Below are 13,267 nucleotides of genomic sequence, written 5' to 3' on the forward strand. Positions count from 1 at the left end.
TCGTGACCTCCGATCGGTACGGCGCAGACGTTCTCTCCGGCGATTGGCGCGCCCACGGGCGGACCCGTTCCACCGAAATGGCCGCCGAGACCGGCCTGGTGGTCGAGGACCTGGAGACCGGGTGGTGCGGCGCCGTTGTCCGGGTCGAGAAGGCCGGCGGGATGCACGTGGTGCACCTGGAGGACCGGCACGGGCGCACCCGCGCGTTCCGGCTCGGGCCGGGCTTCCTGGTCGAGGGCCAACCCGTCGTGTTGACCGCGCCCCGCGCGTCCACCCCTGCCCCTGCCCGCCCATCACGTACGGCGAGTGGCTCGGTGGCCGTCGACACCTCCGCCCGCGTGGCCGTGGGCTCGCGGATCTTCGTCGAAGGCCGCCACGATGCCGAACTGGTCGAGAAGGTGTGGGGTGACGACCTGCGCGTCGAGGGCGTGGTCGTCGAGCTCCTCGAAGGGGTCGATCATCTCGACGAGGTCATCGCCAGCTTCGGGCCCGGCCCTGGCCGGCGGATGGGCGTGCTGGTCGACCACTTGGTGACCGGTAGCAAGGAGGACCGTCTGGTGCGGTCGGCGCTGGCGTCCTACCCCGGCGACGACGTTCTGGTCGTCGGGCACCCGTTCGTGGACGTCTGGCAGTCGGTCCGCCCCGAACGCCTCGGCTGGTCGCAGTGGCCGGTGATCCCTCGCTCGATGGAGTGGAAGAAGGGTGTGTTGGCGCAGCTGGGCTGGCCCAACTCCACCCAGGCCGACGTGGCCACCGGCTGGAAGAAGATCCTGGGCACGGTCCGTAGCTACGCCGACCTCGAGCCGGAACTTCTCGGCCGGGTGGAGGAACTGATCGACTTCGTCACCGACCCCGGCCATGGCTGAGGAGCCGCGGGGTATGGACGCAGCGGCCGGCATCCGCGCCGAACTGGTTGCAGTGGTCGTGGCCGTCACCGGCGGCACAACGGGTGCCGCATTCCCCCGGGTCCTGGCCGGCGGCCGACCACCCGCCCTGCCGTCCGGTCCGCTGCGCACCGATCACGACTCGCTGCAGGAGGGCGCCCGGGCGTTCGTGCGCGATCAGACCGGAGCGACGCTGGGCTACGTGGAGCAGCTCTACACCTTCGCCGACCTGGGCCGCACTGACGACGCAGTGCGGGAGATCTCGATCAGCTACCTGGGGCTGACCCGCGCCGACGATGAGCAGGACGGCTGGGCCAGCATCTACGACCTGCTGCCCTGGGAGGACCGACGTCACCTGGCGGATGACGCACCTGCCGACCGGTTGACCCAGGAGATCCACACCGCGCTCGGCCGGTGGGCAGGGCCCGACGTGGCCCGGCAGGAGCGCGTGGCCTACCAGTTCGGCCTGGGTGGTGCCGGCTGGCGCAGCGAACTGGCCCTCCAACGCTACGAGTTGTTGTGGGAGGCAGGACTTGTCCTCGAATCGCCCTGTGGCACAGGCGCTTTGAGTCTGACCGGGCCAGCCATGAAGGGTGACCACCGGCGCATCCTGGCGACGGCGCTATCCCGGCTCCGGTCGCGGTTGCAGTACCGCCCGCTGGTTTTCGAGTTGATGGACGCCGACTTCACCCTCGGCCAGCTGCAGGAGGTCGTGGAGGCCATCGGCGGCGTACGGGTGCACAAGCAGAACTTCCGCCGAGCCATCGCCACCCAGGAACTCGTCGAGCCCACCGGTAGGTCCACCCGGTCCACCGGCGGCCGGCCGGCAGCGCTCTACCGCTTCCGGCGCGACGTGCTCACCGAGCGCGAGCAGGCGGGCACCAAACTCCCGCTGCCCCGCTGAGCGTCACACCCCCCCGGATTGGCCCACCCTCCGCGCTCGCGTTATGCTCACTTGTAGCAAATGCTCATACTGAGCACATGCCGCCGAGGAGGGCGCAATGTCGATCGCTACGTACGACAAGGTCCGCAGTCACATCCCACCCGTCGAATGGGCCATGGTCGAGCCGGAGATCCGCGCAATCGAAGCGCTCAAGCGCGAGCACGACGCGGTGATCCTGGCGCACAACTACATGACCCCCGAGGTCTTCCACGGCGTCGCGGATATCGTCGGTGACTCCCTGGCTCTGGCCCGCGAGGCGCAGACTGTCGAGGCCGGGACCATCGTGCTGGCCGGTGTGCACTTCATGGCCGAGACGGCCAAACTGCTGAACCCCAGCAAGCGGGTGCTCCTGCCGGACCTGCGCTCCGGGTGTTCGCTGGCCGAATCCATTACTCCCGCAGACATTGCCGAGCTTCGCCGCCAGCACCCTGGCGTCCCGGTCGTGACCTACGTGAACACCTCGGCCGCCGTGAAGGCCGCCAGCGACATCTGCTGCACGTCCGGCAACGCGGTGGAGGTGATCGAGTCCCTCGGGGTCGACAAAGTCATCATGATCCCCGACCAATACCTGGCCCGGAACATCGCGGCGCGCACGGGTGTCGAAGTCATCACCCACCCCGGTGCGTGCGAGGTGCACGAGCGCTTCACGCCCGCCGACATCCGCCAGATCCGCGACGACTTCCCCGGCGTGACCGTGCTGGCGCACCCCGAATGCCCGCCGCCGGTGGTTGCCGAGGCCGACTACGCCGGATCGACCGCGCAGATGCAGGACTTCGTGGTGCGCAACCAGCCGCGCCGCGTCGCCCTGATCACCGAGTGCTCGATGAGCGACAACGTCGCCGCGGACAACCCGGACGTCGAGTTCGTGCGGCCGTGCAACCTGTGCCCGCACATGAAGCGCAACACCCTGACCGCGATCCGGCGCAGCCTGGAACTGGGTCAGCACGAGATCACCCTGGACCCCGCGCTGGAGGTTCCGGCGCGTCGGGCCATCGAGCGGATGCTGGAGGTGAAATGAGCGCCGACCGAGGTGAGGAAACGAGCGCAGCGAGGCCCGGAGCCGAGGCCAGAGGCGCGACCATTCAGCACAGAATGGAGCCTGTTGTCATCGTCGGTTCCGGGCTGGCCGGACTGACCACCGCGTGGGCGCTGGCGCCGCGGCCTTGCGTCCTGCTCACCAGCGGCCCGCTGACCGGTGGTGCTGCGTCGATGTGGGCCCAGGGCGGGGTTGCTGCTGCCCTCAGTTCGGAGGACCGGCCGACGCTGCATGCGCAGGACACCTTCGTAGCCGGTGCGCGCTACGGCGACCGTCAGGTAATCGACCGCATCACGGCCGCCGCGCCGGAGGTTGTGCGCGAATTGGCCCGGCTGGGAGTGCCATTCGACCGTACGTCGAGTGGTGACTTCGATCTGGCGCTCGAGGGAGGCCATGGCCGGCACCGCGTTGCCCACGCCGGCGACCACAGTGGCGCGACCATCACCACCGTCATGGCCGGCCTCGTCGCCAACCTCCCGTCGGTGACCGTCCGCGAGTTCAGCACCGCAGTCGCGCTGTCCACCAACGCCGGTCGGATCGACGGTATCGACGTGCGCGACGAGCGGACCGGTCTGGTAGAGCACCTGCGCACCGACCGGGTCGTGTTGGCCACCGGCGGCGTCGGCGGACTCTGGGCGCACACCACGAACCCGGTCACCGCTACCGGAAAGGGCGTGGCGCTCGCTGCGCGCATCGGGGCGCACACCAGCGACCTGCACCTGGTGCAGTTCCATCCCACCGCGCTGGACGTCGGCGCCGATCCGATGCCGTTGCTCACCGAGGCGCTGCGCGGTGCTGGGGCGGTCCTGTTGGCCAATGGCCGACGGTTCGTCGACGAGCTGCAGCCCCGGGACATCGTCGCCGCCGCCGTCTGGGAGCAGCTGACCGCAGGCCGGCGCGTGGTGCTGGATGCTCGCGAAATCCCCTCTGTCCGTGATCGATTCCCGTCGGTCACGGCACTCACGGCCGAGCACGGTCTCGACATCACAACCGATCTGCTACCCGTCCGACCGGCGCTGCACTTCAGCATGGGCGGCATCACCACCGACGCGGATGCCCGCACCAGCGTGCCCGGGTTGTGGGCGGTGGGCGAATGCAGCCGCACCGGCCTGCACGGCGCGAACCGGTTGGCGTCCAACTCGTTGCTGGAAGCAGTCGTGACCGGGAAAGCCGCAGCCGCCTCGGCCGCCGCCTTCGACGACGCGTGGCCGGTGCGCAATGGCGCCGATCCGGAATCCGTTGCGGCGCGCAGTGATTCGGGCGACGACGCGGACGCACTAGCACTCGTGCGCAAGGTACTCGACACCCACTGCGGTGTCCTGCGTAACGCCGAAGGACTGCAACTCGCGGTCGACGAACTGGCGCCGTTGACCGCGACGAGCGACGCGGCGTACGTCGGGTGGTTGATTGCCCGGTCAGCCCTCGCCCATCCGCACAGCGTCGGTGCGCATCGGCGAACCGACGAACCAATCTTGGCGGTGAGTGCATGAGCGCCGAACTTCAGCGGGTGGTGCGCACTGCGCTGGCGGAGGACCTGGGACTGGTCGGCGATCTAACGAGTCAGGTGACAGTTCCTGCCGAGGCGCACGGGACGGCGTACGTCGTGGCGCGGGAGCCGGGTGTCCTGGCGGGCACGGCCGCGGGCGACGCGACGTTCGCGGAGGTCGATCCTTCGGTCGTTGTCGATTGGCAACTGCACGACGGGGATCGGTTCGAGGCAGGAACCGTCATCGGATCGTTCACCGGCAGCGCTCGCTCGATCCTCACCGGCGAGCGGACCGCTCTCAACCTGCTTGGCCACCTGACCGGAATCGCCACGCGCACAGCGGGATTCGTCGACCTTGTCGCTGGAACGCGCGCGGTGATCGCCGACACCCGCAAGACCACGCCGGGGCTACGAGCGCTGGAGAAGGCGGCGGTCGTCTCCGGTGGCGGCGTCAATCACCGGTTCGGTCTGCATGACGCCATCCTGGTGAAGGACAATCACATCGGGCTCGGTGGTGGGTTGGTGCCGGTGCTGGACCGCCTGGCAGAGCACGCTTCGCACCTGGTGCGGGTCGAGGTGGAGGTCGACACGCTCGACCAGCTGGCGACCCTGCTGAAGTACGACGGCCAGCGTGTTGCCGACGGCCGGCCGCCAGTGGTGCATGCCGTACTGCTGGACAACATGGGACCGGACGAACTCGCTGAAGGCGTCGCGATGGTGCGTGCGCATGCGGCACCGTTGGTGGTGGAGGCGTCCGGCGGCGTCCGCGAGGAGACGGTACGCGGTCTGGCGCAGGCCGGGGTCGATGTCATCTCGGTCGGGGCGCTCACCCACAGCGTGCGCTGCCTGGATCTGGGCCTGGACCTGCGCGACCTCGGGCCGGTCAGAGGCGCAGCGTCATGAAGATGCTGTTCGGGTCCTCGCTGTAGGACCCGAACGGCGGGCACTCGACAAACCCAGCCTTGCGGTAGAGCGCGTGAGCAGGTGCGAAGAACTCCATACTGCCGGTCTCGAGCGAAACCTGCTGGATGCCACGGGAGCGGGCATCCGTCAGCGCGTGGTGCAGTAGCTGCGTCCCGACGCCCGAACCGCGACGCTGCGGCTCCGTTCGCATGCTCTTCAACTCCTCGTGGACGGGCGTCAGTCGTGCCAACGCGACCGTCCCGATGATCTGGCTGGCATCCTGCGCGACCCACAACCGCACCTCCGGGGACTGTAACGCGGTGAAATCCAGGGCGTGACGGCTCTCGGGCGGTGCGGTGGGGGCCATGTCGTCAAGGTGCGCTTGCAGGAACGTCCTCAGGCCCGGATCAGCAAAGTCCGCCTCGATGATGGTCACCACACTGGCTCACCATCCCAGGAGGCGGCGCACGACGGTGTCGGCGAGCAGGCGACCGCGAACGGTGAGGACCACCCGCCCTGGTCTCCGGAGCGCCGGACCGGGCACCACCAGCCCGTCCGAGATCAACTCTGCGACTGCCGAACGCGCCGTCGGATCAAGAGAGTCCAGGGCCAGTCCGTCGACCCGACGGATGCCGAGCAGGATCCGTTCGTGCTCCTGTTGCGGCTCGTCGAGAATCTCGCGGGCCGCCCCCGGGCTGCGTCCGTCAGCAAGTCCGGCCGCGTAGCGAGCCGGGTGTTTGACGTTCCACCAGCGCACCCCGCCAACGTGACTGTGGGCGCCCGGACCGATACCCCACCAGTTCCCGCCGGACCAGTACGCCTCGTTGTGACGGCACCGCGTCGCCACCGAGCGGGACCAGTTGCTGATCTCGTACCAACCGAAACCCGCTGCCGCGAGCACTGATTCGGCCAGTTCGTACTTATCGGCCTCATCGTCACCGGTCGGCATCGGCAGTTCGCCGCGGCGGACTTTGCGAGCAAGAGCCGTTCCGTCTTCCACAGTCAGCGCATAGGCGCTGAGGTGATCGGGCGCCAGGTCGACCGCTGTCTGCAGGCTCGTGCGCCAGTCGGCCAACGACTCCCCCGGCGTGCCGTAGATGAGGTCGAGACTGACCTGAAGACCTGCGTCCCTGGCGGCAGCCACTGCCCGCCCGACGCCTTCCGGGTCATGGGTGCGATCCAGCGTCGCCAGGACCTGTGGCACGGCGGACTGCATCCCGAGACTCACCCGGGTGAAGCCGCCGTCGGCCAACTCCTGCAGACTCCGTGGCGTCACCGAGTCCGGGTTGGCCTCGGTCGTCACCTCGACGTCATCGGCGAGACCGAACTGCTCGCGCACACCATCCAGCAGCCGCACCAGGTCACCCGACGAGAGCATCGTCGGCGTGCCACCGCCGACGAATACCGTTGACACCGAGGGTGTTTGGCCCAGCACGCGGCCAGCTAGCCGGATCTCGGAAAGGGCTGAATCGGCGTACGACGAGATCGAGGCCCCCGGACCCAACTCACCCAGCGTGTAGGTGTTGAAGTCGCAGTACCCACACCGCACCGAGCAGAACGGCACGTGCAGGTAGATCCCGAAGGTGCGCTGGGACAGGGTCTCGAGCGCTTCGGTGGGCAGCGAGCCGTCGGCCGGTACCGGCTCGCCGTCGGGCAGTGTCGGCATCAGGCGAGCTGGGCGACTTTCACGGGCGCCTGCTTGAGCGCCGAGACATAGATCGGGATGACACCGCGGACGACCTCGGTCCCATCGGCCAAGGTGCCGCTCACCCGCACCGAGACATCGAACGGAGGTTCCTTCGCCCAATCCTCCGGCGCTGTCTCGGCCACGCAGGTGACGTCACCGGCGGTCTTGGCCAGGTATTCGAGTTCGATGCCGCGCGGCAGCCAGCGCATCCCGGGAGCGACCGTGGCCTCGGCGAGCAAACCCATCGCCGCCTCCATCCCGTTGGCCACCGCGATGGCGTGCACGGTGCCGATGTGGTTCTGCACCCGCCAGCGCTTCTTGATCGTGACCTCGGCGCGATGCGGGGACATCTGCCGGATCTGCGGCCGGACCGTCGAGAAGTACGGCGCCTTCACCATGTAGACCAGCGAAAAGAGCTGCCGACCAAACGGTTTCGCCGCGACCTTCTGGTAGGCGTGATAGGTGGCGGTCACTGGGTTCCCTCTCGTGGGATGCGACGTACGTGGAGATCGCGGATGATGCGATCCCCCTTCAGGCCCTTGCGCTCGAACCGGGTCATCCCTCGCCCCTCGAAGCGGGGCGCGAACCCGCCGTGGTCGCCGCGGGGGTCGACCTCGGCGTCGCCGGGATCGGCGAGTCGACCCGGATACACATTCTCGAACGCCGGGTCTGCTTCCACGACGTCCCGGATCTGCCAGGCATAGTCGGTCCAGTCACTGGCCAGCCGCCAGCTGCCACCGTCGACCAGGGCCGCCGCGACGACGGTCGTGAACTCCGGCTGGACCAGCCGTCGCTTGTGATGTTTGGTCTTCGGCCACGGGTCGGGGAAGAACGTCCACACCTCCTGGGCGCTGGCCTCCGGCAGGAAGTCGCGCACGGCGGGCAACGCGTCGGCAGGCAGGAGCCGCAGATTGCGGACGCCTCCGTGCGCTGCCTTCGCGATGGTCTGGGCCAGGCCCGGACGCCAGACCTCGATCCCGAGGTAGTCGCGATCCGGATCACCGGCCGCCGCTGCGACGATGCAGTCCCCGGCGCCCCCACCGATCTCCACTACCAGCGGAGCAACCCGTCCAAAGGCGGCCACCGGGTCGAACTGCACATCGTCAGCGACCGTCGTACCGTCCATGGGTACGTCGAGAAGATAGGTGGCCGAATGGTTTTCGAGCGCGCGATGGTGGCGCTGCGGCATCCGGCCACCACGGCGGGTGTACGAACGAGTCGGCGCCGGCGGGTGCGACTCAACCTGCGGTTGACCCGGCATCGGCTACTTCTTGGCCTTGTCGCCGGCCGATCCACCGTCCTGGGACAGGGCCGCGATGAACGCTTCCTGGGGCACCTCCACGGAGCCGACCATCTTCATCCGCTTCTTGCCCTCCTTCTGCTTCTCCAGAAGTTTGCGCTTGCGGGTGATGTCACCGCCGTAGCACTTGGCCAGCACGTCCTTGCGGATGGCTCGGATGGTCTCGCGGGCGATCACCCGGGCACCGATGGCCGCCTGGATCGGCACCTCGAACTGCTGGCGCGGGATCAGGTCCTTCAGTTTGTTGGCCATCATGACGCCGTAGGAATAGGCCTTGTCCCGGTGCACGATCGTGCTGAACGCATCGACGGTGTCGCCCTGCAGCAGCACGTCGACCTTCACCAGGTCGGCCTCCTGCGATCCGTCGTTCTCGTAGTCCAGCGACGCATAGCCCTTGGTCCGCGACTTCAGCGCATCGAAGAAGTCGAAGACGATCTCCGCCAGCGGGAGGGTGTAGCGCATCTCCACGCGTTCGGGTGACAGGTAGTCCATCCCGCGCAGCGTTCCGCGCCGCGACTGGCACAACTCCATGATCGTGCCGATGAACTCAGCCGGGGCCAGGATGGTCGCCCGGACGATGGGTTCGGTGATGGAGGCGATTTTCCCGTCGGGGAACTCGCTGGGGTTGGTCACCGTGACCGTGGTGCCGTCGTCCAGTTTCACCTCGTAGACCACGCTGGGCAGCGTCGAGATCAGGTCGAGGTCGAACTCGCGCTCGAGCCGCTCGCGGACGATCTCCAGGTGCAGCATGCCCAGGAAGCCGACCCGGAACCCGAAACCGAGCGCGGCACTGGTCTCGGGCTCGTAGACCAGGGCAGCGTCGTTGAGTTTCAGCTTGTCCAACGCGTCGCGCAGCAGTGGGTAGTCCGAGCCATCGATCGGGTAGAGGCCGGAGAAGACCATCGGCTTGGGGTCGCGATAGCCACCGAGTGCCTCGGTCGCAGGCTTGGCAGCATTGGTCACCGTGTCACCGACCCGCGACTGACGCACGTCCTTCACACCGGTGATCAGGTAGCCGACCTCGCCGACCCCCAGGCCCTTGGACGGCACCGGCTCCGGAGAAATCACGCCGATCTCCAGCAGCTCGTGCGTGGCCTTGGTCGACATCATCGCGATGCGCTCACGCGGGGTGAGCGCGCCGTCGACAACCCGGACGTAGGTGACCACGCCGCGGTAACTGTCGTAGACCGAGTCAAAGATCATCGCCCGAGCCGGAGCGTTCGGATCGCCCTGCGGCGCAGGGATATCCGCCACGATCTGGTCCAGCAGAGCCTCGACGCCCACACCGGTCTTGCCGGACACCTGCAGGCAGTCGCTGGGCTCGCAACCGATCAGACCCGCCAACTCCTCGGCGTACTTCTCCGGCTGCGCGGCGGGCAGGTCGATCTTGTTCAGCACCGGGATGATCGCCAGGTCGTTCTCCATGGCCAGGTAGAGGTTGGCCAGGGTCTGGGCTTCGATCCCTTGGGCGGCGTCGACCAGCAGGACAGCGCCCTCACACGCGGCCAGGGATCGGGAGACCTCGTAGGTGAAGTCGACGTGTCCCGGAGTGTCGATCATGTTCAGGCAGTACGTCGATCCGGCCACTTCCCAGGGCATCCGGACGGCCTGGCTCTTGATGGTGATCCCGCGCTCCCGCTCAATGTCCATCCGGTCGAGGTACTGGGCGCGCATGGCCCGGTCGTCCACGACACCGGTCAGTTGCAGCATCCGGTCCGCAAGCGTCGACTTGCCGTGGTCGATGTGGGCGATGATGCAGAAGTTCCGGATCGCCTCCGGCGGCGTCGCCGCGGGAGGAAGAGAGTGACGGGCGGACGGGGACAACAAACACCTCGGGACGACTCGGTCAGTAAGGCTCCATCGTCCCATGCCTGATCCACGCCGGAGTACACACCGGGTGCGCCGGACGGCGCGACCGTCTCGACCCGCCGACGTCACCACCAACAGTTTCGAACAACCCTTGTGAGAGGTGACCGACGTCACATATGGTGCGAAGGCTGGTTACCAATCCGTAACTAAGCTTTCGACCGAAGGAGTTCTCCCTCATGGCTCGTACCACCCTGACCGGACGCCGGGCAGCCGTCGTCGGCGCCGGCGCGGTTGCCGCCGTCGCCTCGGCCGTGGCGTTCTCGCCCGGCGCCGACGCTGCCACGCTGACGCTGAAGCACACCGGCACCATCACCACCCACCTGGCCTCCCAGAACCAGGACATCGTCTTCCAGACCTCCGAGGTGACGAAGATCGACGCCAACACCTTCGCCGTCTCCTCTACCATCACCCCGAGCGATGGGAGCGCCTGGTTCAAGCCGGTCGGCCTGAACCTGGCCAAGTTCTGGATCTCCATCCAGCCCACCGGCCCGGCCACCGGCGCGGTCACCTTCAACCCCGACGGCTCCGGCACCGGCACCCTGACGATCAACCAGCCGCTGAACGTCCAGGTCAAGCAGGTCCTGCCGTTCGGTTGGAACGTCAACCTGGTCGGGACCAACTGCAAGACGGCCACCACGACCAACCTGCAGCTGACTGCCCCCATCGGCCTCGACGAGGATGGTGCCACGGACATCTTCGGCCCGCTGACCCTCAAGGGCACGTTGAACATCCCCAAGTTCACCAACTGCAACGGACTCGACGGCCTGGTCAGCTCCATCGCCTCCGGTCCCGGCAATGACGTGACCGTTGCGTTGGGTGCCGCTGCCTAGTCGCTTTTGAGCACTCCGACCTAGTGCCGGGCCCGGGCCAGATCCATGCGACCCGCGCCCGGCACGAGGCCACCCAGGATCGGGGCAGCAGGATCCGCGATTCGGTTGTAAACGTGATCGCCATCACATATGGTGCGAAAGCGAGTTACTGACCCGTAACTAAGCCTCGAACGAAGGAGTTCCCCCATGGCTCGTACCACCCTGACCGGACGCCGGGCAGCCGTCGTCGGCGCCGGCGCGGTTGCCGCCGTCGCCTCGGCCGTGGCGTTCTCGCCCGGTGCCGACGCTGCCACGCTGACGCTGAAGCACACCGGCACCATCACCACCCACCTCAAAACGCTGAACCAGGACCTGGTCTTCCCGACCACCGAGGTGACGAAGGTCGACGCCAACACGTTCGCGGTGAGCTCCACCATCACCCCGGGCACCGCCCGCGGCAGCATCGACCTCGGTGGCGTGGTGCGACTGGTCACCATGCAGGTCGCGATCCTGCCCGACGGCCCGGCCACCGGTGGGGTCACCTTCAACCCCGACGGCACCGGGACCCTCGCGGTCACCCAGAAGCTGAAGATCCAGATCCAGCGCGTCGAGCCGATCGGCATCAAGGAGATCAACCTGGTCCCGAACACCTGCATCAGCAGCAAGCCGGCGTCCCTGAACCTGACGGCACCCATCGGCTTGGATGACGAAGGGGCCTCCGACATCTTTGGCCCGATCAACCTCAAGGGCACGTTGGATATCCCGGCGTTCGCCAACTGTGGTCTGCTGCTCACCCCGCTCCTGAACGCCATCGCGAGCGGCCCGGGCAACGACGTCAGCATCGCCTTGGGCGCTGCCGCCTGAGTCAGTTCCGCCCGCTACGGCGGGGTGGGGGCGGACGCCCCCCCCCCCCCCGCCGTTCGCATGTCGGTAATGCGCGCTGCGAGCGGTGCCAGACATCCCGTGGCCGCAACGACATCCGTAGTCAGGTCGCGATCATGCCGGTCGTCCGCAACTATGCGCAACGGTTCCAGCTCCGGCCAGTCCGGCCAATCTGCTGCATCGGCGAGCGCCCTTGCAGCAGTAACTAATTCAGCGCCGATCAAAGTCCGGAGATCAGTGATCCCCGACAGCATGGCTGCGGCCAGTTGGCTGGTGTAAGGAGCGAACTCCTCGACGCCCGCCGACAGCGGCACCGAGAGGGCGCCGTACGCCGCATCCCACCCCGCCACCTGAGCCGCGGCCGTCGCGGCGAGGAACTCCAGGGGCATCGTGCCGCTGGCCCCGGGAGTGCCATCCGTCAGGAACACCGAACGCCCGGTCACCGCCGGCTGGCCCATCGCCGAGATCCGAGCGGTCGCCGCCCGCGCGGCGTCGGCGAGCGCGTTCGCCACAGCACGCAGCGCCGCCCGCAGATAGTTGGTGTAGAAGCCGCCGTGGTGCACCACCGTCCCGTCGGCGAACAACGGATTCTCGCTGCCGGTGCGGATCGCCTGCTGGACCACGAACGTCGCGTAGTCCAATTCATCGAGTAGCAGCCCGTGCACGTGCGGCACCGTCCGTAAGGAATAGGAGTCCTGGATCCGGGCACCCCGCCGGCCACGGGGCCACAGCGCGGTGAGCACCTCGCAGACCACCGAGACTCCCCGGTACGGTGCGGCCGCTGCTGCGTGCGGACTGAACGCCTCCGGGTTCGCACGGGTGGCGCGGGCACTGAGCGCGCAGACGGCCAGCCAGGCGTCACTCAGTTCCTTGATCTGCTCCAGTCCCAACGCCGCGTCCGCCAGCGACGCAGCGTTGCTGGAGATCAGCGGCAGTGCATCACCCGCCTGCAGAAGGCCGGGCCGGTCGGCGAGCAACCAGACCCCGATCTCGGCGAACACCGCCAGATCGCCGGTGCCGATCGCCGTACCTTCATGGATGACGGGCAGATCGTCGTCCGACAGGGCCTGCACCAATCGGGTCACCACGTCCAGCGGGACACCACCGTGACCACCGGCACATTGGGCGATCCGGATGGCCAGCAACGCCCGGACCCGCTCGCGAGAGCGGGGCGCGCCACTGGTCGTGGCGTGCGAGGTGAGAATGCGGCGCAGTTGCGACTCGTCGTCTGCGACCGCAGCGATGCGCTGCGCCCCGACACCCGTCGTGCGGCCGTAGACGGGGCGCTGCGCGCTGATCCGATCCGCTTCGTCGTGGGCATGCTGGATCGCCACACGATCGGCGTCGGCGAGCTCCAACCTCGCCTCCCGCCGTGCGATCGCAGCGACACCGGGCAGGTCGAGCTCACCCGGGACGAGGGTGCGCATCTCCACCCCTTTCGTTGGTCTGGCGGCGAAGTGTCTGCTCA

13 protein-coding genes are annotated in these 13,267 nt (G+C 68.0%); 7 read left to right on the forward strand and 6 right to left on the reverse strand.

Annotated features, from left to right (window positions below):
- Positions 1-2: 2 nt before the first annotated feature.
- The 5 genes from AZH51_RS14280 to nadC all read left to right on the forward strand — a co-directional run bounded on the left by AZH51_RS14280 (position 3) and on the right by nadC (position 5,252).
- Positions 3-866, forward strand: coding sequence for a DUF3097 domain-containing protein (locus AZH51_RS14280; protein ID WP_291525419.1), 864 nt, complete (start codon positions 3-5; stop codon positions 864-866).
- The gene (locus AZH51_RS14285; RefSeq protein WP_291525421.1) at positions 859-1,788 is read left to right on the forward strand and encodes a hypothetical protein; all 930 of its coding nucleotides are present in this window, start codon (positions 859-861) and stop codon (positions 1,786-1,788) included. The genes AZH51_RS14280 and AZH51_RS14285 overlap by 8 nt, the downstream gene beginning before the upstream one ends.
- A gap of 97 nt (positions 1,789-1,885) precedes the next feature.
- Positions 1,886-2,845, forward strand: coding sequence for a quinolinate synthase NadA (nadA, locus tag AZH51_RS14290; RefSeq protein ID WP_291525422.1), 960 nt, complete (start codon positions 1,886-1,888; stop codon positions 2,843-2,845).
- Between the two features lie 74 nt (positions 2,846-2,919).
- The gene (locus AZH51_RS14295; protein ID WP_291525424.1) at positions 2,920-4,353 is read left to right on the forward strand and encodes an FAD-binding protein; all 1,434 of its coding nucleotides are present in this window, start codon (positions 2,920-2,922) and stop codon (positions 4,351-4,353) included.
- On the forward strand, positions 4,350-5,252 hold the full coding sequence (nadC, locus tag AZH51_RS14300; RefSeq protein WP_291525425.1) for a carboxylating nicotinate-nucleotide diphosphorylase: 903 nt from the start codon (positions 4,350-4,352) through the stop codon (positions 5,250-5,252). Before AZH51_RS14295 ends, nadC begins: the two co-directional genes overlap by 4 nt.
- Here nadC and AZH51_RS14305 read toward each other — a convergent pair.
- Genes AZH51_RS14305 through lepA form a run of 5 tightly spaced genes read right to left on the reverse strand, consistent with a single transcriptional unit; the run spans position 5,233 to position 10,063 of the window.
- The gene (locus tag AZH51_RS14305) at positions 5,233-5,688 is read right to left on the reverse strand and encodes a GNAT family N-acetyltransferase (protein ID WP_291525428.1); all 456 of its coding nucleotides are present in this window, start codon (positions 5,686-5,688) and stop codon (positions 5,233-5,235) included. The genes nadC and AZH51_RS14305 overlap by 20 nt on opposite strands.
- Positions 5,689-5,697: 9 nt before the next feature.
- Positions 5,698-6,918 carry a radical SAM family heme chaperone HemW gene (gene hemW, locus AZH51_RS14310; RefSeq protein ID WP_291525429.1) on the reverse strand — a complete coding sequence of 407 codons (1,221 nt, stop codon included), beginning with the start codon at positions 6,916-6,918 and terminating at the stop codon, positions 5,698-5,700.
- Entirely contained in the window at positions 6,918-7,412 is a 495-nt protein-coding gene (locus AZH51_RS14315; protein WP_291525431.1) for a hotdog fold domain-containing protein, read from the reverse strand. Before AZH51_RS14315 ends, hemW begins: the two co-directional genes overlap by 1 nt.
- Positions 7,409-8,200 carry a tRNA (guanosine(46)-N7)-methyltransferase TrmB gene (trmB, locus tag AZH51_RS14320; protein WP_291525433.1) on the reverse strand — a complete coding sequence of 264 codons (792 nt, stop codon included), beginning with the start codon at positions 8,198-8,200 and terminating at the stop codon, positions 7,409-7,411. The genes AZH51_RS14315 and trmB overlap by 4 nt, the downstream gene beginning before the upstream one ends.
- A 3-nt stretch (positions 8,201-8,203) precedes the next feature.
- Positions 8,204-10,063: a translation elongation factor 4 gene (gene lepA / locus AZH51_RS14325; protein ID WP_291525435.1), complete on the reverse strand. Its 1,860-nt coding sequence runs from the start codon at positions 10,061-10,063 to the stop codon at positions 8,204-8,206.
- A gap of 221 nt (positions 10,064-10,284) precedes the next feature.
- On the opposite strand from lepA, the gene AZH51_RS14330 reads away from it, so the two are divergent.
- Positions 10,285-10,938 (forward strand): hypothetical protein, encoded by a 654-nt coding sequence (locus AZH51_RS14330; protein WP_291525438.1) that lies wholly within the window; start codon positions 10,285-10,287, stop codon positions 10,936-10,938.
- A 186-nt stretch (positions 10,939-11,124) separates the two neighbouring features.
- Entirely contained in the window at positions 11,125-11,781 is a 657-nt protein-coding gene (locus AZH51_RS14335) for a hypothetical protein (protein WP_291525440.1), read from the forward strand.
- Between the two features lie 14 nt (positions 11,782-11,795).
- Here AZH51_RS14335 and AZH51_RS14340 read toward each other — a convergent pair whose 3' ends face one another.
- Positions 11,796-13,226, reverse strand: a complete 1,431-nt coding sequence (locus AZH51_RS14340) for an aromatic amino acid lyase (protein WP_291525442.1) — start codon at positions 13,224-13,226, stop codon at positions 11,796-11,798.
- Positions 13,227-13,267 lie beyond the last annotated feature (41 nt).

The organism is Branchiibius sp. NY16-3462-2, from assembly GCF_001594145.1.
In the GTDB taxonomy this organism is placed as follows: domain Bacteria; phylum Actinomycetota; class Actinomycetes; order Actinomycetales; family Dermatophilaceae; genus Branchiibius.